Here is an 18,921-nt window from a genome sequence, read left to right as displayed (position 1 = left end):
GGTCAGCGTGGGTGGATCATGGTGATGTCGGCGTAGGTGCTCGGCCACCAGCCGCCTTCGGGGTCGGCGTCCGCGACCGTCTGGTGGTGCACGACCAGGTAGGTGCCACGCGGCAGGTCGACGACCCGCATGCGCTCACCGCGCTCTGCGAGCACCTCGTGGGGGTCCAGGCCCTGCTCGATCGCCCGCGCGGCCCAGTTGTCGTAGTCGGTGATCGCATAGGCCCACACCTGAGTGCTGATCGAGGCCAGGACGGCTCCACCGTTCGAGGCCAGGTCCAGGTGGCCCTCCTCGCCGGGCTCGGCCTCGTCGTCGAACTTTCCCAGCACGTAGCGCGCCCCGTCCGAGGCGGCGTACTCCGCAGGCCCGAGCCTGGCCAGGGTGGCCCCGCTGGACCCGACAGCGCCGCGGACTACACCGAGGGCCGACATGCGCGCCGAGTAGACGATCTGTCCGGCCGCGCTGGAGTAGCCGGGCGTCTCGGGCAGATCGGCGTCGATGACGGGGCTCAGGCTGTCTGCGAGGACGACGCGGCCGCTGGAGACCTCCAAGACGGAGACGGTCGGTGCGCCCTGGGGCAGCAGGCAGTCGGTCTTGGCCCTCAGTGCGATGTCCGGTCGGTTGCCTACCGGCCCGACGAACTCCCCGACGACGTCTCCTGCGAGCGTCGCGGGGGCGATGCGGGTGGTGGGCTCCACCAGGTCGAAGCCGGGGTGGGCCCCGCAGGTGGCGCACGCGAAGACGCCGTGGGCGATGATCGCCGCGCCGCTGCTCAGCGGCTCGTCGCCGAGGGTGTAGACCACGACGTCGGCGCGTGCCCCGGTCAGGCGGCCGGGGCTCTCGGGGTCGTAGAGGAACCGGTGCCCCCGTGTGTCGGCCGGAACGTCGAGCACTTCGGTGCGCCGCGGCTTGCCGGAGCGGCTCATCTCTGGCCCGACGCGAAGTCGATGCGCACCCGGTAGGTGCCCTTGCTCGGGTCGTGCTGGCCTTCGCTGGTGGCGATCGTGCGGTGGCGGCCCTCGTCGTCGAAGTTGTGGATCAGGTAGGTCAGCGCTCGACGCTCGGCCTCGTCGTCGGAGGTGGCCTTGATCGAGACGGTGATGCCGTAGGTGGAGCCCCCATCGGGGGCGCCGAAGTGGCTGATCGGCTCGAAGTCCCAGTCGTGGGACCAGGGCTGGCCGGACAGTGGGGCTGCGTGGGTAGGCATGTGGTCAGTCCTCGCTCTTCGTGGTTGCCGCGTCGGCCGGGTACTCGTCGAGGTCTTCGTCGTACTCGTCGGCCGGGTCGTCGTCGTCGTACTCGTCGTCGTCGTAGCGGCGCTGTCGGGCAAGCAGGGCCTGCTCGATGCGGGCGGTGTCGGCTGCGACGGCGTCCTTCACCTCGCGCGGCCACAGGGCCCGGCACAGGTGACAGTCGATGTCGGCGTGGTTGCCACCCCAGGTGAAGACGGGCGCGCCGCACAGGGCGAAGTGCTCGGAGATCGACAGCACCGAGTGGACCGCCATGGCGCCCTCAGCGGCCATCGGGCCGATGCGCGCCCCGGGGTCCTCGACGTGCTGGGCGACCTGGGCACGCAGGTCGGCGCGGGCCTGCCGCACGTGTCGCACGGTCCAGTGCGGCGTCGCGATCTGGATGCCGCGCATCACCGCGGTCGAGGCTGCTCTGCCGGTCCATTGCGTCATCGATCTGCTCCATCGTGGTCGGGTTCGGGGTGCGCGGTCACGAACGCTCGTGCAGCCTCACGAGCGCGGGTCGGGTCGGTGTGCGGTGGAGCCTGCGGACCGCTCTGGGCGCCCGGCGTCGCAGGGCGGTCCTGACAGGTGGTGGCGATGGCCCACTGCGCGGCGTCGGGGTCGAGCGTGGCGCGGACGGCGTCGAGGAGCGCGGTGCGCAGAGCGATCCGCTCGGGGCGGTGGCGCTGCAGGGACTGCGAGGTCAGGTGCTCGCGGTAGAGGCGGACCGCGCCGATCAGGTCGCGGGCCGTGGCCGTGGTGGCGTCCTGGTCGTCCTGGCGCAGGTGCTCGTGCACGCACAGGTCGAGGGCCCGGGTCTGGACCCTGTCGACGAACGACGGCGCGGCCCGCATCAGCCTCTTCCTGCGGGCGTCCTCGCGAGCGGGGTCGGGGTCGCGCATGACCATCGACAGCATCCCGGTGTCGTGGACCGAGGAGCGCAGCGCGAAGGTCAGGCAGGTCTCGGTGGCCGGTGCCCCGGGGCTGGTGGTGCGGGCGTAGGCATCACGTCGCTCGCACCACTCGGTCTCGGTCAGGGCGCCCGGGCGGTCACTGTGGTCCCAGTACGGCCAGGCCTCGACCTCATCGAGCGCCTCCCATGCCTGCAGGAGTGCGCTTTCGCTGGTGTAGACCCGCGCCAGAAGCGCGCCGGTGCCGGTCACCTCGCCCGTCGCCTCGGGGCTGTCGAGAGCGAAGGCGACCTCGAACTGGTGGGGGTCGAAGGCGTAGGAGAGGGACGCCTGACGGTAGCCCTTGGCGTTCTCGCGGTCCTGGGCGTCGTCGAAGGCGTGCATGGCGTCCAGGAGCGGCAGCGGCTCTCGTGGGGTCCCGTCGCGGTCGGACAGGTCGATGGCCGCGACGGCGTGACGCATGAGCCAGCGCGCGTCGAGGTCGTCGCGTACCGGGTTCAGCGCGGCGCGTACGCGGTGGCAGAACGCGAAGATGTCGCGGGTCTGCACCCGGTAGCCGCGCTCGATGCGTGTGCTCACCCTTCCGCCGTGTCCGGCACGCTCCCCGGCCCGCACCCGCCGCGGCGCCGAGAGAGATGGCGGGCAATCCCGGACGAGCCTTAACTGGCACTGGGGCGTGATGCCTTAGGTAGGCATGAGACCCACCGACCAGCACACCGACCAGCACACCGACCAGCACACCGGACTGGGGTCCCCAGCGGGCCCCGAATCGTGGGTGGCGCAGGCTGTCGCCCAGCAAGAGGAGCACCTGCGCCGCCAGCGGCCGTGCGAGGTGACCTCCGGCCCGCACTCATGGGACTACTTCGCCCGGCGCCCGAAGGTGAGGATCCGGGCCTGCTGGCGTTGCGGCGTCACCGCTACCGACGAGGACTACCAACGGGGCCTGCCTGCCCACCCGTGAGCACCCACCGGCGCGCGCGCTGTCAGAGCAGCGCACGCAGAGAGGTGAGGCGCTGAGACCGCGCTGCCCCAACCTTCTGGAGGACTCCTGTGGACGCACCGACTACATCCCCGGCTCCATCACCGCGCCCGGCCGCGCCGCCCGACTCCGTCGACCCCAAGGACGACCGCTTCTCCGATGAGGAGTTGGCCCTGCTGCTGCGCGCGGTCCTGACGGCCGTTCGCCGCGACCGGCCGCTCGACCTAGCGGACCGCGATGGCCTCGACGAGCAGGTCGCGGTCGCCCTGCGGCGTCGCGCGGCCCGTCACGGTCCGGCCCAGCCCGGCAGCACGGTCGCTTCCACCCCCTCAGAGATCGGTCGTGAGTAGGCTCTTACCCCCAGCAAAGTTCCGCAGGAGGCGATCTGCGTGGCCGCACCTGACCGGCCCCCGGCGCTGGCCCAGCAGGGCCCGGGCGCCGCCCTGCCGCGCGAGCAGGCCCTGGCGGAACTCCTGGCCCTGGCCGAGGCGGCCTCCGAGCACCGGGAGCGGCGCGTCTCCGAGGCCACCCGGCGCTACAACGAGGCCGACTGGCGCCAGTACGCCGCGTGGTGCGACCGACTCGGCGTCAAGGCGCTGCCCGTCGAGCCCGGCACCGTGGCGCTCTACCTGACCGACCTGGCCCGGCAGATGCGCCCCGACGGGGCCCCGCGCTACCGAGCCTCCACTCTGCAGCGCCACGTCGCCTCCCTGGCGCGCAAGCAGTTCGAGACCGGCGGGGGCCGTGGCCTGGGGCAGCACGAAGCCATCGCCGACGTCCTGGGAGGCATCCGTCGCCTGCGCCAGGAGCGCACCCGCGGCAAGGAGGCGCTGCTGCGAGACGACGTGGTCCGTCTGGTGGGCGACATGGACCACGGCACCTGGCCGCGGGGGATCACCGCCGCGCGCGACACCCTGGCCCTCTTGCTCGGCTTCGCCACCGCGCTGCGCCGCTCGGAGTTGGCCGCGCTCACCAACGGCCAGGTGCGCCTGGACCGCACCGACGGCCTCCTGATCCGACTCGGCCGCTCCAAGACCGACCAGGAGGGACGAGGTGCGCTCCTGGCCGTCCCCTTCGGCGTCCACCCGACCTCCTGCGTGCCCTGCGCGTGGATGCGGTGGCGCCGCCTGCTGGCCGCCGAGACACGGTCGGCGCGGATGCGGCTCGTGCTCTCCACCGACGTCCCCGACAGGTGGGCCCACCTCTGCCACGGCTTCGCCCCGGGCGTCGCCGACGACTCCGCGCTGCTGCGGGCGGTGAACAAGGCTGGCGAGATCGCCGACGGCCACCTGGCCGGGGAGAGCATCAACGCCCTGCTGAAGCGACGACTCGACGCCTCCGGCTACCGCTCCGACCTCTACGGCGCCCACTCACTGCGCGCAGGGTTCGTCACTCAGGCCCGCCGCAACGGCGCCGACGTCCGCGCCGTGCGCAAGCAGACCCGACACGCCTCGGACTCCTCCGTCGAGACCTACGACCGCGATCACAACCCGCTGGAGGGCAACGCCGTCACACGGCTGGGCCTGTAGGTAGATCCGTAGTCGTGAAGCAGGTGGCGTCAGATCGCGCCGCCAGCCAGGCGCGCGATGCCCATGACGCCGATGCTCCGCAGGAGGGCGGGGGACACCTTCTGGGCGGGGTCGTCGGGGTCGAAGGCCGGGCCGGAGGGGCACCGCCCTGCCGCCCGGTCGGAGGCCCCGGAGAGGTCGCGCACCGAACGGGTGCCGCCGACACGGTTGGCCAGCGACAGGCCGTCCTCCCGTGCGTAGCGGACGGCTCCGGCGAAGTCGATGGGGCGGTGCTCCACGTGCTCACGCCCCTGCTCGTCGAGCAGGATCGCCGCGTCGACCATCTCGTAGCCGTTGCTGACCGTCGTGGTGCGGCCCGCGTCGCGCAGGCGGCTGATCTGGCAGTAGGCCACCTGGTGCTCCTCGCCGTAGTCGCACGTCTCGGTGCGGGTGGAGACGTGGAGGTAGGCCAGCACCATGCGGGGCTCGGCGGAGCGGTCGCTCGATCCGGTGGTCATGGCCGAAGCGTGTGCGGCGCCACCCGCGGAGCGCCCCGGTCGGGCGAGAGCCGCTCCCGGCGAACCAGGCGGGCCGTGTTCTGCTCGATCGCCCGCGGCGCCCGCCCGCGGCGCCTAGGCTCCTGCCCGGCGCGGTCAACATGCCGTGCGGCCTCGTCTCCACACGCCGCCGCGTCCGTGGTGTCGCGGGCTGGAGGCCACCCCACAGGCCCCAGCCCGCGCCGCCGCGCTCACCGGGATGCTGCACGTCGAGCAGGCCCGCGTGGGCCTCGGCGGCGGCACCCCGCGGCGTGCTCGGGCGCTCTAGGCTGTCACCGGCACGACCACTGCTCCACCGCCCGTCCCGCACCACGAGCCCGCCAGCGGCGGGTGAGGAACCAGCACCCCTGGCCCAGGAAGGAAGACCCCATGAACGAGCGCCGGTCCGCTCTCCCCGGCTGCGACCACGTGGAGGTCCGCCTGGCCCTCACCGACACCCTCACGCGCCAGGCTCGGGCGCTGACCGAGGACTACATGCGGCTGTGGTACTTCGAGGAGGAGCCGCTCGACCCCGGCGACCAGCAGGTCCTCGACGACTTCGGCTCCTGCTACCACCACCCGGCTGCACCCCACGAGGACCTCGACCCCCACACCGCATCCCTCGGGTCTGCCGCCGGTGCATCGCCGACCGCGCCACCGTTGGGCCTGGCCTGGGTCGCCTCCGACACCCACGGTCCCGTCGGCTCGGTCCTGCTCGATCGCGACGGGTCCTACATGAAGATGTCGCGCCTGTTCGTGAAGCGGACCTCCCGGCGCCAGGGGATCGGCACCGCCCTGCTCGCCGCCGTGGCTCGGCACTGCGACCTGACCGGCTCCATCATCCGCGCAGCAGTACCCCAGCAGCGCACGGACGCTGTGGCCCTGCTGGGCTCCATGGGCTTCATCGAGACCGGCGTCGTGATCAACCACTGCGTGGAGATGCAGCGCCCGCCGCGAGGGATCTTCCGCCGCGGGGCCGACGGCGACGCGTTGGTCGACGCCTTCCACGTCGAGGCGCTCGTGGCACAGGCCGAGCGACTCCTGGAAGTAGCCGCAGAGAGCACCGAGGCCGACCATGACCGACCCGACCCGGCCGGACCCCCGTCCGGTCACGACGACGAGCGCTGAGCAAGCCCCCTCCGCCCGGCGCGCCCCGGGCGAGGAAGACCTGCGTGGCCACCGGTGCTCCACAGCCTCCTCGCGCGCCGACTGGGCGCTGTTCACGGACTGGTGTGAGGCCACCGACCGACGCCTCGACAACCTCTCCACCCTCGACCTGGTCGAGTTCGCAGCCCAAGTCCCGTGCCGACCCGGCACGCTCACCAGCCGCCTGCGATCAGTCGCCATCGGGCTGGGATGGGCCCCACCCACCGACCCGCAGAGCCGGACCGCGGCTGCGCGCGGTGACTCCCCGGCCTGGCCTCACGGCGCCCGGCTCTCGCAGGCACTGCCAGCGTGCCCCTACGTCGGCTTCCCTGCGGGCTTCCGCGGCCGCCGCGACGCGTTCCTGCTCGTGACGCTCGCACCACCGGCCGAGGGCGGGCTGGGCCTGACCCGCGACGAGGCGCGATCGCTGCGCCCCACCGACTTCCGCCTCGCCCCCGGGAGCATCACCTGCACGGCCTTCAGCCGTCGCCGTGCGGTCGGCACCGTCGCCGACCCCGATGCGTGCCCGGCCTGCGCCACCGTGCGATGGCTGCACGTCGCCGCCCTCGACTACCGCTGGAGCGCGAGGGTGGTCAACGAGTACCTCCGCCGCGCGCGCCAGCGCCGCATCCACGACTGCGGCGCCGACGACCCGGAGCCCCCTGTCGCGGCCGAGCCCGGCTCCCTGCCCGACCTGGACCCGACCTGGCGCGAGACCCCCGTGCTCGCTCCCGCCATCGACCGCTACGGGTGGACGGCCAACTGGCGCCCCCTGACCGCGCGCTCCCTGAGCAGCATCGTCGCCCTGCGCCTCAGTCACCGACCCGACGGCACCTCAGCCGACGACGCGCCAACAGGCCGCGCACCGGCCGACCGCGAGGCCGAGGGTGCCTGGCCCATCGAGTCGAGCAGCATCCCGACCCGGTCGCGGGCGCATCTGGACATCGACGGGCTCTTCGCGGCCCTCGACGAGGTCGCAGCCTCCGCCGATGCCGTCAACGCGCGTATCTCCTCGCTCCTCGACGACGCCGACGCGTTCGTGTCCACCATCGCTGGTCGGGCGCCGCGGGAGCGCTTGGAGTGACCTGCCGCACACCTCTCCACCAGACGGTCGTTACGCCACCCAGAGACGGGGCGGAACCCCTCGGTCTTCGCACCAGAGTCCAAGGGGTTCCAGGTCTCACAGGGCGCGCAGCGACCGTCCTTCCATTCCGCAGCGCCCGCTCCTGGCGCAGTGGCACAGGGCAGGCGCCACCCACGACCTCACCGCTCAGGAGCACCCCATGCCTCGCACCCCGCAGGACCCGCTGATCGCACTGGCCATCAACATGGCCGGGCAGGCGCGCACCGTCGGCGCCTCGCCCGAGGAGACCGCAGGCGTCCTGCTGTCGCTGGGGCTGGAGGAGTGCCCCGTGGTGCGTCGAGTGCTCACCCGCCACGGACACCTCACCGCCGCGGAGGTCCCCGCCGCCGACGCGGCCCTGGCCGGGCAGGGGGCCAGCGCGTGAACGCCTTCCTCGTGGTCGCGGCCGCCGGTGCCGCCAATGCCCTCATCGACTCTTCCCCGCGGCGACTGCTGAGCGCCTCGGGGTCGCACCCCACCCACGACGCCCCGACCGCCATCGCGGGCAAGCGCAGCAGCGCCTCGCGGGGAGCGAGCATCTAGCCCCTGCATGGTGCCGTCGGCGGAGTGCGGCAGACTCCCACCCTGCCGAGGTCGCCGAGTGCGACCCCACTCGCCAACCGACCGAGAGGTGACCGTGAACGCTCACGACGACGCCGCCGGGGCGCAGGACGAACCCCGCACCGAACGGCCAGTCACCTCCTCTGGCGCCCCCGTGGAGGACGTGACCTTCGAGCCCAGCCACACCTCTCCCGCCAAGATCGTCGACGCCCAGATCGACCTGCACAGCCGCTTCGCCGACAAGGACTTCCAGGCGTCCTTCCTCGGGCTCGTCTCCTGGACCATGGTGGCCCCCGACCTGCCCGACGAGCAGGTCTCCGCCACCATCGCCGAGGTCATGTACGGACGCTCCGGTGAACGTCTGGTGGCGAGCCTGACCAGCGCACTCGACCAGGCTCCGGCCTACCGCATCAGTCCCGACATGGTCGCGCTGGCGCTGCACACCTCCGACACCCTCGACGAGAGCGACATCGTCGACCTCGACATGGCGCCCTCCGAGAGCGGCTTCGTGCGCCTGGAGGTGCCGTTGCCCTCGGTGCGCGAGGACGGGCGCGTCACCCCGGTCACCTGGCTGGTGTGGCACCCCACCGAGGACCCCGACTTCGGGCGCGCGACGACCTGCTTCATGTTCCACGACCTCTTCGAGCACGACCTGCCGTGGCTGCGCGAGGAGGAGATGGGGCCGCAGACCTACGACCAGTGGCGCGCCAAGGTCGGCCGCTGGCACCCCGAGTGGCGCACCGGCCTGCGCCACGGCGACACCGTCGGCCCTGCCCGCTACTCCTACACCGCCCGCGACCTGGCTCCCGACCCGATCCGCCACATCTCGCCCGGACTCATCTCCGTGCTCATCGGCGACGCAGCCTCCTACGCCGACCTCAACCCCGCTCGGTTCCTCTACGGACTCTGGATGCTGATGGCCCAGCCGGTCACCTCAGTCGAGCCGGAAGTCGCCGACCGACCCGCCCGTCGACGTGCCAGCCGCTCCGACCTCACCGGCCCCACCAGCGAGGGCGCTGTCCGCCTCATCGCGCTGCGCCGTGAGAAGGTCAAGCGCGCAGCGACCGGCCCCGACCCCGTCGATGACGACCAGGACTGGGACGACACCGACGAGGGCCGACGCAGCAAGGTCCGCTGGATCACCCGCCAGCACTGGCGGTGGCAGCCCTACGGGCCGCGCAAGGGCGTCGAGCACGAGCACCAGTTCTCCGATGCGCGCGCCTCAGAGGGCATCATGACCTCGCGCTGCGTCCTGCCCGCGGACCCCGACGTCGTCGCCGCTGGCCGCGATGACGGCACCGGCCGATGCGCCGCGACCGTCAAACGAATCCTCATCGACGCGTACGTTAAGGGGCCCCAAGGGGCGCCCCTTCGATTCAGCAAGAAGGTGTACGACGTCACCTGAGCCCGCCCCGACAGCGGCGGCACAGAAGGGCTCGTGACCACCACCGCGCAGCCCGCCCATCAGCACTCCGCCATGCACGGCGGGCCCGGCGCCGAGCAGGGGCTCCGCGACCCCGGCGCCTCCTACGCCCCCGACGGCTTCGAGCCGACCGCGGCCGACGACTTCGTCTACGCCAAGGTCATCGCCCACTCCGTCAGCCCCGAAGGCGTCGAGATCGTCACCTTCGAGAAGCGCCACCACCGCTGGGTGCTCTCCGAGGACAACACCCACGCCACCCCGGCCAAGAACTCCGCCTCCAGCCGCGCCCGGCCCATCGCGAAGGTCATCGACGACATCCGCGCCCACCCGGCCGTGCCCGTGGTGTGGGCCAGCGAGCAGAAGGGCATGCAGGGCGGCGAAGCCGTCTCGGCCGAGGCCCAGGCCGTCGCTCGTCGCAAGTGGGACCTGCACCGCGAGGCCACCATCAAACTCGGCTTCGAGTTGCGCGAACTCGGCGTCCACAAGTCGATCACCAACCGACTCCTGGAGCCCCACTCCATGCACACCTCGGTGTGGACCGGCACCGCCTTCGAGAACTACTTCGCCCAGCGCTGCCACCCCGACGCCCAGCCCGAGATCCGGGTCGTGGCGGAGCGCATGCGTTCCGCGCTCGCGGACTCGACCCCGACCCCCGTGGCCCGCGGTGAGTTCCACCTGCCCTACATCGACGCCGAGGACCGTGACCGGGCCCGTCACGCCGCCGCCCGCAAGGTCGCCACCGACCCCGTCGCGGAGGCCGTCGCCACCCACGGCATCGAGCAGACCCTCGCCCGCGTCTCCGCGGCCCGCGTGGCCCGCACCTCCTACATGACCCAGGACGGCGTCCGCGCCCTCGACGTGGACCTCGGCCTCTACGCCCGCCTGGCCGACGAGCGCCTCGACAGCGGGCAGCCCCCGCACTGGTCCCCGCTGGAGCAGATCGCCATCCCCTGCCCCGAGAACCGCCAGGCCGTCCCGCTCCTGGCGATGGGGCCCGACGGCAAGACGCTGTCCTACCCCACTGACCACCTGCCCCGCGTCGGCAAGTTCACCGCCTGGCTCTCGATGCGTCACATCGTGGAGGCCCAGCGGAACATGACCACCTACCGCTGAGCGCGGCACGGCCCTTCACCGAGAACCCTTGCCCCGCAACACCTTCCGGGCGACCCCTGCCTCAGGCGTGGATTCGAGCACAGCACCCCCCGCGCTGTACCTCGGCGTTTGCGTCCGTTTGCTGTTGTTTGCCCTTGCTGGCCAAGGGCAGACTGGGTGGCTCCCCGCCCGCCCGAGAGCATCCGACATGCCTCGATCGTCGTCTCGGAGACGAGCAGAGCAGCGGCACGGGGCGCAGGAGGATTCGTGAACAAGACCGAACTCATCGACGTGCTGGCCGAGCGTCTGGGGGACAGGAAGGTCGCGGCGAAGGCGCTGGACGAGACCATCGACATCATCAGCCGCCGCGTCGCCAAGGGTGAGCGAGTCGGCATCACCGGCTTCGGGTCCTTCGAGAAGGTCGTGCGCCCGGCGCGCACGGGTCGCAACCCGCGCACCGGGGAGAGCGTCAAGATCCGCAAGACCAGCGTCCCGAAGTTCCGCCCCGGGACCTTGTTCAAGGACACCACCTCGGGTAAGGCCAAGATGGGTCGCGAGCCCCGTCCCGAGCCGGTCCTGCCCGTCGGCGTGACCGGGATGCGTGCCGTCAAGGAGGCCCTCGGGTCCAAGGCCAGCACCGCCAAGGCCAGCACCGCCAAGGCCTCCACCGCCAAGGTCGTCGAGGCGCCCAAGACCGGGACCACCAAGGCCGGGACCTCGAAGACCGGCGCCACCAAGACCAGCAGGTCGTCGGCAGCCACCAAGACCGCCCCCGCGAAGGCGGCCACCAAGACCCCCGAGAAGAAGGCCAGCACCAACAAGGCCGCCTCGACGAGCGCCCCGAAGGCGGCGAAGAAGGCGACGACCAAGTCCGCCCCGAGCGCGAAGGCGGCGGCGAAGAAGGCGGCTCCCCGCCGGGCCGCGAGCGCCGCGACCAAGTAGGTCCACCAGGCACCCGAGATGGCTCGGGGAAACCACGAGGCGGCGCCGGGGGACCGCCGCCTCGTGGGACCTGCCGGGAACGGCGGCACAGTCCAAGGAGTCGACCAAGTCGTGGGGTCTGCCCACGAGAACGGTCCGGCTCTGACAGGATCGGCCCGCCGCCTCGGGGACCGGTCCCCGTGCTACCTGGAGGACCCCCGATGACCTTGACCAAGCCCGTCATGGCCCTGCTGGGCGCCCTCGCCGCCATGGCGTTGGTGGTCGCGGTACTGGCCACCATGCTGCTCACCGGCGGACCCGAGCAGGGCGCCGAGGACCGCGCGCCCAGTACGTTCCCCGACACCTCAGGTGATCCGCTGGTAGATGACAGCGACACGACGGCCACCACCGCACAAGGCGACGACCCCGCCCAGGATGTGATCGACGGCGTCGAGGCAGCCGAAGAGGACGCGGCGGCATCTGACGACGTGACGATCGAGGAACTCCAGAACGTCGACCCCGACATGCTGCCGAGCGCCCAGACTGCCTGCGACCAGATGGCCCGGCAGGCGCTGCGGGTGGACCGCGACATCATCAAGGTCCGCACCCCCGTCATGGTGCGCGACAACCGCGCCGACTTCGAGGTCCCCACCGGGAGCCGCGAGAGCGTCCTGATGGTCTGCCAAGGGCTGGCCGTGACCAAGAGCCGCGGCGACTACCGCGTGCGCATGGTGGGCTCGATCGACGCCGATGCCGACTACTTCGTCTTCGTCGGTCCCCTGTGAGCCCGACCCTCCGCTCCTAGCCTCCGCTCCCGCCGAGCCCGCCGCACCGCCACCAGCGGGCGCGGGCCGACGCCCCCGTCGCGGCACAGCACCGGTCGTGACCCTCTCCCTCAACCGCCCCGACGCCTCGGCCCCCTGCGGCCCCGGGACGCCCCTCACGCTGCCCAGTGCCCGACTCGGGGACCTCGACGTCGAAGTCCCCGTCGTGACCCTGGACCGACTTGCCCGCGACCACTACGTCTGGGCAGCCCCCGGCCTCGGCGCACGCATCGCCGACGCGCTGCTCCTCGCGGGCCTCATGGAGCCGACGCGGTGTGGGTTCGTGGCGACGAACCGCCTGCGCCACGTCATGGCCTCGCGCCGATGAAGGCGCAGATGAAGGTGCGGTTGAAGGTGCCGGTGGAGGAGCCGACGACGGCTGCGCCACGAGAGCCCCACGTCGAGTCGGCCCTCGCACAGGTCGCCTGGCAGGTCACCATCTGCCTCGCCGCGCTGGTCTGCGGGGCAGGCATCACGCTCGCCCTCGACGGTGGGCCCAAGGTGCCCGGCATGGCCTTGGCGGTGACCGGCATCCTCCTGCTCCCGGCCGGGGCCGCCCTCTGCGAGCGACTCACGCCCCGCAAGGAGTCTGTCCGCGACGACCCCCGCTGACCGAGCACCGAGCGCCGCCGACCACCCGGCGGCACAGCACGGACGACCACTCGCCGCGACCCGCCCGCACTGGAAGAGACCCCGATGCCCGCCAAGCACATCTTCGTCACCGGGGGCGTTGCCTCCTCGCTGGGCAAGGGGCTCACCGCCTCCTCTCTCGGCATGCTCCTGACCGCGCGCGACCTCAACGTCGTGATGCAGAAACTCGACCCGTACCTCAACGTCGACCCGGGGACGATGAACCCCTTCCAGCACGGCGAGGTCTTCGTCACCGAGGACGGCACCGAGGCCGACCTCGACGTCGGCCACTACGAGCGCTTCCTGGGCCGCGACCTGAGCGCCATCGCCAACGTCACCACCGGCCAGGTCTACTCCGACGTCATCGCCAAGGAGCGCCGCGGCGACTACCTGGGCCAGACCGTCCAGGTCATCCCGCACATCACCGACGAGATCAAGGCGCGCATCCTGGCCATGGGCGGGACCGGCACGCCAGGCCGCCCAGTCGACGTCGTCATCACCGAGATCGGCGGCACCGTCGGCGACATCGAGTCGCTGCCCTTCCTGGAAGCCGCGCGTCAGGTCCGCCACGACCTGGGCCGCGACAACTGCCTGTTCGTCCACGTCTCCCTGCTGCCCTACATGGGACCGGCCGCAGAGTTGAAGACCAAGCCCACCCAGCACTCGGTCGCCGCCCTGCGCGGCTACGGCATCCTTCCCGACGCCATCGTGCTGCGATGCGACCGCGAGGTCCCCGAGGTCATCAAGGACAAGATCGCCCTGACCTGCGACGTCGACCGCGGCGGTGTCGTCGTCGCCTCCGATGCCCCCTCCATCTACGACATCCCGAAGGTGCTCCACGCCGAGGGGCTCGACGTCTTCGCCGTACGCCGCCTCGCCCTGCGTTTCCGCGACGTCGACTGGACCCAGTGGGGAGCGCTGCTGGACCGAGTCCACCAGCCCGAGCACGACGTCGAGGTCGCGCTCGTCGGCAAGTACATCGACCTGCCCGACGCCTACCTGTCGGTCACCGAGGCCTTGCGCGCCGGGGGCTTCGCCAACAACGCACGCGTGAGGATCCGCTGGGTCGCAGCCGACGACTGCGCCACCCGCGACGGCGCCAAGGAGGCCCTCGCGGGCGTCGACGCGATCTGCGTGCCCGGCGGCTTCGGCATCCGCGGCATCGACGGGAAGGTCGGCGCACTCACCCACGCCCGCGAGCAGAAGATCCCGACCCTCGGGCTGTGCCTGGGCATGCAGTCCATGGTCATCGAGTACGCCCGCAGCGTCCTGGGGCTCGCTGCTGCCACGTCCACCGAGTTCGAGCCCGCCACTTCCGAGCCGGTCATCGCCACCATGGCCGAGCAGACCAGCCACCTCAACGGCGGCGACCTCGGCGGGACCATGCGCCTGGGCGCCTACGACGCCCTGATCGCGCCCGGCACGGTCACCGCCCGTGCCTACGCGCTCCCCGAGGGCGGCATCGTCTCCGAGCGACACCGCCACCGCTACGAGGTCAGCAACGCCTACCGCCAACGGCTGAGCGAGCACGGCCTCGTCATCTGCGGCACCAGCCCCGACGACGCCCTGGTCGAGTTCGTCGAACTCCCCGCCGAGGTCCACCCCTTCTACGTCGGGACCCAGGCCCACCCCGAGTACAAGAGTCGACCGGCCGCAGCGCACCCGCTCTTCAGCGCCCTCGTCGCAGCCGCCCTCGGTGGGGCCGGGCACAACGCGGTGACCGGCGCGGTGACCGGCGCGGTGACCGGCGCGAGCCGCCGGTGAGTCGCGCCTCCGGCAGGCGGTCCGGGACCGGGCGCCCTGACCCGGTGCAGGCTGGTGCGGTGATCACCTGCTCAGACCCCCACTGTGACGCCACCGTCAAGAAGCACCGCTGGGGCATCATCAAGGGCGGGGCGGAGTGACTCTTCACCCGCGACGGGTCGGGCGCCTACTGCCCCGACCACGTGCCCGACTGGGTTCCGGCCTGGCGCGAGAAGCAGCGACGAGGCTCGAAGGGAAAGCAGTGAGCCGCCACCCGTCTACGGCGCCGCGGGGGCGCACGCGGCACAGAACCTCGGTGCACCCCTCCACCAGCGACCCGCTGCGCCCCGCCGCCGCTGCTACCGCGTCGGACCCGGATAACGTGGGCGCTCGCCTGCGTGCGCCCATCCGCCCCGGCGACGCGTGGGCACCCTCGCGGCTGCACTGGGCGTTCGCCTCACCTGCCATGCGTGCCTTCTGGTCGGCGCCCTCCTACGCGTTGCTGCGTTCCGACGTCGACGAGGAGCACACCCCGGCCCTGGCCCACGGGACGTTCCGCGACCGCGACGAGGCCGAGCAGGCCAAGGAGGAGATCACCTCAGGCGACCCCTCTGTCGAGGTCGTCGTGCTGGCCCTGCTCACCCCCGAGGCCATCGCGGAGCACGGAGTGGTGCTCGATGAACGCACCGCCCCCGCCGAGGGCATGCCGATCTACATCAACGGCCAGGGCGAGACAGCCCAGGCCATCGTCGCCTTCCACCGCCGCTTCAGCGCTCGGGTCGGGCTCCGGTTCGGCATCGTCCCGCCCGACGGGTGGAAGCGCGCATGAGCACCCGCCAGACCGGCACCGGCAGCGGGCCCGGCGGTAGGGCCGGACGCAAGGGCGCCAGGCCCGCGGCGCTGCTCGACATTGCCCCCGGGCTGGCCCTGCCGCTGCAGGCGGTCACCGACACCTTCGCTGTCCTGGCCAAGCGCCGAGCAGGCAAGAGCAACGCCGCGGTCGTGATGGCCGAGGAGATGTACGACCACGGGCTGCCCTGGGTGGCCATCGACCCCAAGGGTGACTGGTGGGGCGTGCGGTCCTCCGGTGACGGCGACGCCCCCGGCCTCGCGGTCACTGTCTTCGGCGGCCGCCACGGCGACCTGCCCCTGGAGCCCTCGGCCGGGACGCTGCTGGCCGACCTGGTCGTCGAGGAGCGCATGACGTGCGTCCTGGACGTCTCGGAGATGGACGACCCCGACCGGCTGCGGTTCCTGCTCGACTTCGCCCGGCGCCTCTACTCCCGCAACACCGAGCCCCTGCACGTCTTCTGCGAGGAGGCCGACGACTACCTGCCCCAGGGGGCATCGAAGGACGAACTGCCGGTCGTGCGGGCCTTCACACGCCTGGTCAAGCAGGGCGGGCAGCGGGGCATCGGCGTCACCCTGATCACCCAGCGCTCCGCGATGCTGCACAAGAACGCGCTGAGCCAGACCGAGTGCATGATCGCGCTGCGCACGACCGCGCCCACCGACCGCAAGGTCATCGCCGAATGGGTCTCCGGCACCGTGGACCGGGCCGAGGTCGCCTCCGACCTGCCCGCCCTCGGCAACGGGGAGGCCTGGATCATCGCGCCGCACCTGGTGGGGGAGCCGACCAAGATCCAGTTCCGCCGCCGCCGCACCTTCGACTCCGGCGCGACCCCCGTCGTCGGGGCCGCCCCGGTCACGCCTCGCCGCCTGGCCGACGTCGACCTGGACCGGATCAAGGCTGGGATGACCCAGACCATCGAGCGCGCCGAAGCCGACGACCCCGGCCTGCTGCGTCGTCGCATCACGGCCCTGGAGAGCGACCTGCGCTCGGCCCAGGCCGCCCGCAGGTCCCAGGCCAGCCCCGAGCCCGTCGAGCGCGTCGTAGAGCAGGTCGTCGAGGTGCCCGTGCTGAGCCCGGAGGATGTCGCTGCCCTGACCGCTGCCGCTGACGACGTCCAGGAGTACGCCCGCAACTGCCTGCACCGCATCGAAGTCGCCGCCGAGCAGATGCGCACCCTCGTCGACGAGGTCAGCGCCCGGCTGCGCGAGCCCGTCGAGATCTTGCGCGCCCCTCGACCCGCGACCGGTGCCCCGGGGTCGGCCGGGCGCACCCCCACACCAGTCCGGCCCACGCCAGCCCGAAGCGCGGCACCTGCAAAGTCCGCCCATGCGGCGCCCGCCGCCGCCCCGGTCGCCGGTGGGGGAGCGGGGCTGGGCAAGGCGGAGCGGTTGATCCTGACCGTGCTGGCCCAGCACGGTGCGCTGGACGTCGCCCAGGTCGCGCTGGCGACCTCCTACTCCGCCAAGGGTGGCGGTTTCCGCAACGCCCTCTCCGCGCTACGGACCGCCGGGCGCATCACCGGCTCGGGGACCATCGAGATCACCGAGGTCGGCCGAGCAGACCTCGGGCCCGTCGAGGCGCTGCCTACCGGCGCCGCACTGCTGCAGTGGTGGAAGCAGCACCCGAAGATCGGTCGCGCCGAAGCACTCATCCTCGACGTCCTCGCCGCGGACTACCCTCGCGCTGTGCCGACCGACGAGATCGCCGAGCGCACCGACTACTCCCCGGCCGGTGGCGGGTTCCGCAACGCTCTGTCACGACTGCGGACCCTGGGACTGGCGTCGGGGCGCGGCGAACTTGTGCTCGCCGACTCCCTGGCCTGATGACGCGAGACCCCCGCGACCCGGCCAGCGAGGCCAGCAACGTCATCAACGCTGCCGCCCGCTTCGCTGCCCGCGGCCGAGGCACGGTCAGGCCAGCCACGAAGGCGCAGGTCGACGTGCAGCGTCGAGCACGTGCCTCGGCAGAGGCCGAAGAGAAGCGGCACGCCGAGGATCCTGTCTACGACGCACCGTGCCCGTTCTGTGAGGCTCCGCCGCGACGCTCGTGCCGGACCGCTCGGGGCTACCCCACCAGGGCCCACAAGGCTCGCCGAGACCTGTCGAGGGGCCCGGTCTGAGGACCGCCCTGCGAGCGGGAACCGACCGATGAGGTGCTTGCTAACGTTAGCGAACAGATGTTGCTCGTTGCTAACATTAGCGACATGAGGAACCCGCTGGACAACCCCTTCACCCCCGGCGCGGACGCCGTGCCCCGCGTGTGGGCCGGACGCGTGCAGCAGTTGCAGGACTACGAGCGCATCCTGCGCCCTCGCCGCATCGCCGGTCTCTCTGAACGCGGGCGCACCATCCTCGGCGAGGCCGGGCTCGGGAAGTCGACCCTCGTACGCCGCATCGCCGACATCGCACGCGAGGCGGGGGACTGGGTCACCCCGCAGTTGCGCGTCCCGGTCGGCTCGGACCCCCTGAAGACCCTCGCGGCCGCCATGCTCGACCTCGCGGCCTCGGCCGGGCTTCCCGCGCGCCGAGAGGAGCGCATCGGCCAGACACTCGCACGCGTGCGCACCGTCGCTGTCAGCGGAGTCTCCCTGAGTCTGGAACGTGGCGACGGGCCCGAGCCCTACACCGCGCTGACCGACCTGCTCGTCGAGATCGGGCTGGCCGCCATCGAGCGCGACTGCGCCGTGCTCATCCACGTCGACGAGATCCAGAACATCACCAGCGAAGCCGCCCTGTCCCAACTGCTCGTGTGCCTGGGCGACGCCCTGGCCTTCGAGACCATCGTCACCGCGCCGGGCGACCAGCGGATCAAGCGGGTCCTGCCGATCGCGGTCTACCTCACCGGCCTGCCCGAGTTCGCCGACATGGCCGGTGCCCGCAAGGGCGCCACGTTCGCGCGACGCTTTGCCACGACCCGCCTGGCTCCCATCGACGACGACGACCTGCGCCTGGCGCTGCACGAGTTCATCGACCCCGGCTTCGCCGTGCCCGACGAGCAGGGCGGGACCACACGGGTCACCATGGAGCAGGCGGCCATCGAGGAGATCGTCGCGGTGTGCTGCGGCGAGCCGTTCCTGTTCCAACTCGCAGGCGAACGCGCCTGGTACGAGGGCGAGGGACCCCTCATCACCGCCGCTGAGGTCCGCGCCGGATGGGTCCGGGCCCGCGACGAGGCCGAGTCCCACGTCGAGCGCATCCTGGCCCGATTGCCCGCGCGCGAGCGACAGTTCCTCGACGCCATGGCCGAACTGGAGCCTGCCGAGCGGACCGCCACCAAGATCGCCAAGGCCGCCGGGCACCCCACCGCAGCAGCCGCGGGCCCCTACGCCCAGCGTCTCGACACCATTCGAGGCATCATCGACCGCGGGTCGCCCTACACCTTCCGCCACCGCGCCATCGAGGCCTACCTGACCACCGACTGGCCGCGCACCTGATGGTCG

General features: G+C 72.2%; 20 protein-coding genes. 15 read left to right on the top strand and 5 right to left on the bottom strand.

Annotated features, from left to right (window positions below; genetic code table 11):
* Positions 1-2: 2 nt before the first annotated feature.
* From ASF47_RS18340 to ASF47_RS18325, 4 genes are read right to left on the bottom strand one after another with little or no spacing between them, the layout of a single operon-like run.
* Positions 3-926 (bottom strand): hypothetical protein, encoded by a 924-nt coding sequence (locus tag ASF47_RS18340; protein ID WP_156698021.1) that lies wholly within the window; start codon positions 924-926, stop codon positions 3-5.
* On the bottom strand, positions 923-1,207 hold the full coding sequence (locus ASF47_RS18335; RefSeq protein ID WP_056865485.1) for a hypothetical protein: 285 nt from the start codon (positions 1,205-1,207) through the stop codon (positions 923-925). Before ASF47_RS18335 ends, ASF47_RS18340 begins: the two co-directional genes overlap by 4 nt.
* A 4-nt stretch (positions 1,208-1,211) precedes the next feature.
* Positions 1,212-1,682 carry a hypothetical protein gene (locus tag ASF47_RS18330; RefSeq protein WP_156698020.1) on the bottom strand — a complete coding sequence of 157 codons (471 nt, stop codon included), beginning with the start codon at positions 1,680-1,682 and terminating at the stop codon, positions 1,212-1,214.
* The gene (locus ASF47_RS18325; protein WP_056865483.1) at positions 1,679-2,722 is read right to left on the bottom strand and encodes a hypothetical protein; all 1,044 of its coding nucleotides are present in this window, start codon (positions 2,720-2,722) and stop codon (positions 1,679-1,681) included. The genes ASF47_RS18330 and ASF47_RS18325 overlap by 4 nt, the downstream gene beginning before the upstream one ends.
* Positions 2,723-3,511: 789 nt before the next feature.
* Between ASF47_RS18325 and ASF47_RS18310 the strand changes: the two genes are divergently transcribed.
* A complete protein-coding gene (locus ASF47_RS18310; protein ID WP_056865480.1) occupies positions 3,512-4,651 on the top strand; it encodes a tyrosine-type recombinase/integrase in 1,140 nt (379 codons plus the stop codon).
* Between the two features lie 29 nt (positions 4,652-4,680).
* On the opposite strand, the gene ASF47_RS18305 is transcribed toward ASF47_RS18310, so the two are convergent.
* A complete protein-coding gene (locus ASF47_RS18305) occupies positions 4,681-5,148 on the bottom strand; it encodes a hypothetical protein (RefSeq protein ID WP_056865479.1) in 468 nt (155 codons plus the stop codon).
* 408 nt (positions 5,149-5,556) lie between these two features.
* Between ASF47_RS18305 and ASF47_RS18300 the strand changes: the two genes are divergently transcribed.
* The 14 genes from ASF47_RS18300 to ASF47_RS18240 all read left to right on the top strand — a co-directional run bounded on the left by ASF47_RS18300 (position 5,557) and on the right by ASF47_RS18240 (position 18,915).
* Positions 5,557-6,294, top strand: a complete 738-nt coding sequence (locus ASF47_RS18300) for a GNAT family N-acetyltransferase (RefSeq protein ID WP_056865478.1) — start codon at positions 5,557-5,559, stop codon at positions 6,292-6,294.
* A 385-nt stretch (positions 6,295-6,679) separates the two neighbouring features.
* Positions 6,680-7,396 (top strand): hypothetical protein, encoded by a 717-nt coding sequence (locus ASF47_RS21265; RefSeq protein ID WP_156698019.1) that lies wholly within the window; start codon positions 6,680-6,682, stop codon positions 7,394-7,396.
* A 199-nt stretch (positions 7,397-7,595) separates the two neighbouring features.
* Entirely contained in the window at positions 7,596-7,820 is a 225-nt protein-coding gene (locus ASF47_RS18290; RefSeq protein ID WP_056865476.1) for a hypothetical protein, read from the top strand.
* Complete coding sequence (locus ASF47_RS21260) at positions 7,817-7,978, top strand: hypothetical protein (RefSeq protein WP_156698018.1); 162 nt, start codon at positions 7,817-7,819, stop codon at positions 7,976-7,978. Before ASF47_RS18290 ends, ASF47_RS21260 begins: the two co-directional genes overlap by 4 nt.
* A gap of 181 nt (positions 7,979-8,159) precedes the next feature.
* Positions 8,160-9,401, top strand: coding sequence for a hypothetical protein (locus tag ASF47_RS18285; RefSeq protein ID WP_056865475.1), 1,242 nt, complete (start codon positions 8,160-8,162; stop codon positions 9,399-9,401).
* 33 nt (positions 9,402-9,434) lie between these two features.
* Entirely contained in the window at positions 9,435-10,532 is a 1,098-nt protein-coding gene (locus ASF47_RS18280) for an FAD-dependent thymidylate synthase (protein WP_056865474.1), read from the top strand.
* A 246-nt stretch (positions 10,533-10,778) separates the two neighbouring features.
* The gene (locus ASF47_RS18275) at positions 10,779-11,453 is read left to right on the top strand and encodes an HU family DNA-binding protein (protein ID WP_056865473.1); all 675 of its coding nucleotides are present in this window, start codon (positions 10,779-10,781) and stop codon (positions 11,451-11,453) included.
* A gap of 200 nt (positions 11,454-11,653) precedes the next feature.
* The gene (locus ASF47_RS18270) at positions 11,654-12,217 is read left to right on the top strand and encodes a hypothetical protein (protein ID WP_056865472.1); all 564 of its coding nucleotides are present in this window, start codon (positions 11,654-11,656) and stop codon (positions 12,215-12,217) included.
* Between the two features lie 97 nt (positions 12,218-12,314).
* Positions 12,315-12,584: a hypothetical protein gene (locus ASF47_RS18265; RefSeq protein WP_056865471.1), complete on the top strand. Its 270-nt coding sequence runs from the start codon at positions 12,315-12,317 to the stop codon at positions 12,582-12,584.
* Positions 12,581-12,868 (top strand): hypothetical protein, encoded by a 288-nt coding sequence (locus tag ASF47_RS18260; protein WP_056865470.1) that lies wholly within the window; start codon positions 12,581-12,583, stop codon positions 12,866-12,868. Before ASF47_RS18265 ends, ASF47_RS18260 begins: the two co-directional genes overlap by 4 nt.
* 84 nt (positions 12,869-12,952) lie before the next feature.
* Positions 12,953-14,650, top strand: a complete 1,698-nt coding sequence (locus tag ASF47_RS18255; protein ID WP_082500518.1) for a CTP synthase — start codon at positions 12,953-12,955, stop codon at positions 14,648-14,650.
* 445 nt (positions 14,651-15,095) lie between these two features.
* On the top strand, positions 15,096-15,458 hold the full coding sequence (locus ASF47_RS18250; protein ID WP_156698017.1) for a hypothetical protein: 363 nt from the start codon (positions 15,096-15,098) through the stop codon (positions 15,456-15,458).
* On the top strand, positions 15,455-17,305 hold the full coding sequence (locus ASF47_RS18245; protein ID WP_056865468.1) for a DUF853 family protein: 1,851 nt from the start codon (positions 15,455-15,457) through the stop codon (positions 17,303-17,305). Before ASF47_RS18250 ends, ASF47_RS18245 begins: the two co-directional genes overlap by 4 nt.
* Positions 17,306-17,685: 380 nt before the next feature.
* Positions 17,686-18,915: an AAA family ATPase gene (locus tag ASF47_RS18240; RefSeq protein ID WP_056865467.1), complete on the top strand. Its 1,230-nt coding sequence runs from the start codon at positions 17,686-17,688 to the stop codon at positions 18,913-18,915.
* The last annotated feature ends 6 nt before the right edge of the window (positions 18,916-18,921 follow it).

Origin of the sequence: Nocardioides sp. Leaf285, from assembly GCF_001422955.1 — a bacterium.
In the GTDB taxonomy this organism is placed as follows: Bacteria; Actinomycetota; Actinomycetes; order Propionibacteriales; family Nocardioidaceae; genus Nocardioides; species Nocardioides kribbensis.
Note: the sequence above shows the minus strand (reverse complement) of the source record. Positions and strands in the feature narration are given on the sequence as shown.

What these genes read in the sequence shown, in the direction of transcription:
- ASF47_RS18290 (WP_056865476.1), top strand. Translation starts at nt 7,596, where the DNA reads ATGCCTCGCACCCCGCAGGACCCGCTGATCGCACTGGCCATCAACATG.
- ASF47_RS18340 (WP_156698021.1), bottom strand. Translation starts at nt 926, where the DNA reads ATGAGCCGCTCCGGCAAGCCGCGGCGCACCGAAGTGCTCGACGTTCCG.
- ASF47_RS18300 (WP_056865478.1), top strand. Translation starts at nt 5,557, where the DNA reads ATGAACGAGCGCCGGTCCGCTCTCCCCGGCTGCGACCACGTGGAGGTC.
- ASF47_RS18240 (WP_056865467.1), top strand. Translation starts at nt 17,686, where the DNA reads ATGAGGAACCCGCTGGACAACCCCTTCACCCCCGGCGCGGACGCCGTG.
- ASF47_RS18330 (WP_156698020.1), bottom strand. Translation starts at nt 1,682, where the DNA reads ATGACGCAATGGACCGGCAGAGCAGCCTCGACCGCGGTGATGCGCGGC.
- ASF47_RS18250 (WP_156698017.1), top strand. Translation starts at nt 15,096, where the DNA reads ATGCGTGCCTTCTGGTCGGCGCCCTCCTACGCGTTGCTGCGTTCCGAC.
- ASF47_RS18260 (WP_056865470.1), top strand. Translation starts at nt 12,581, where the DNA reads ATGAAGGCGCAGATGAAGGTGCGGTTGAAGGTGCCGGTGGAGGAGCCG.
- ASF47_RS18245 (WP_056865468.1), top strand. Translation starts at nt 15,455, where the DNA reads ATGAGCACCCGCCAGACCGGCACCGGCAGCGGGCCCGGCGGTAGGGCC.
- ASF47_RS18255 (WP_082500518.1), top strand. Translation starts at nt 12,953, where the DNA reads ATGCCCGCCAAGCACATCTTCGTCACCGGGGGCGTTGCCTCCTCGCTG.
- ASF47_RS18270 (WP_056865472.1), top strand. Translation starts at nt 11,654, where the DNA reads ATGACCTTGACCAAGCCCGTCATGGCCCTGCTGGGCGCCCTCGCCGCC.
- ASF47_RS18305 (WP_056865479.1), bottom strand. Translation starts at nt 5,148, where the DNA reads ATGACCACCGGATCGAGCGACCGCTCCGCCGAGCCCCGCATGGTGCTG.
- ASF47_RS18335 (WP_056865485.1), bottom strand. Translation starts at nt 1,207, where the DNA reads ATGCCTACCCACGCAGCCCCACTGTCCGGCCAGCCCTGGTCCCACGAC.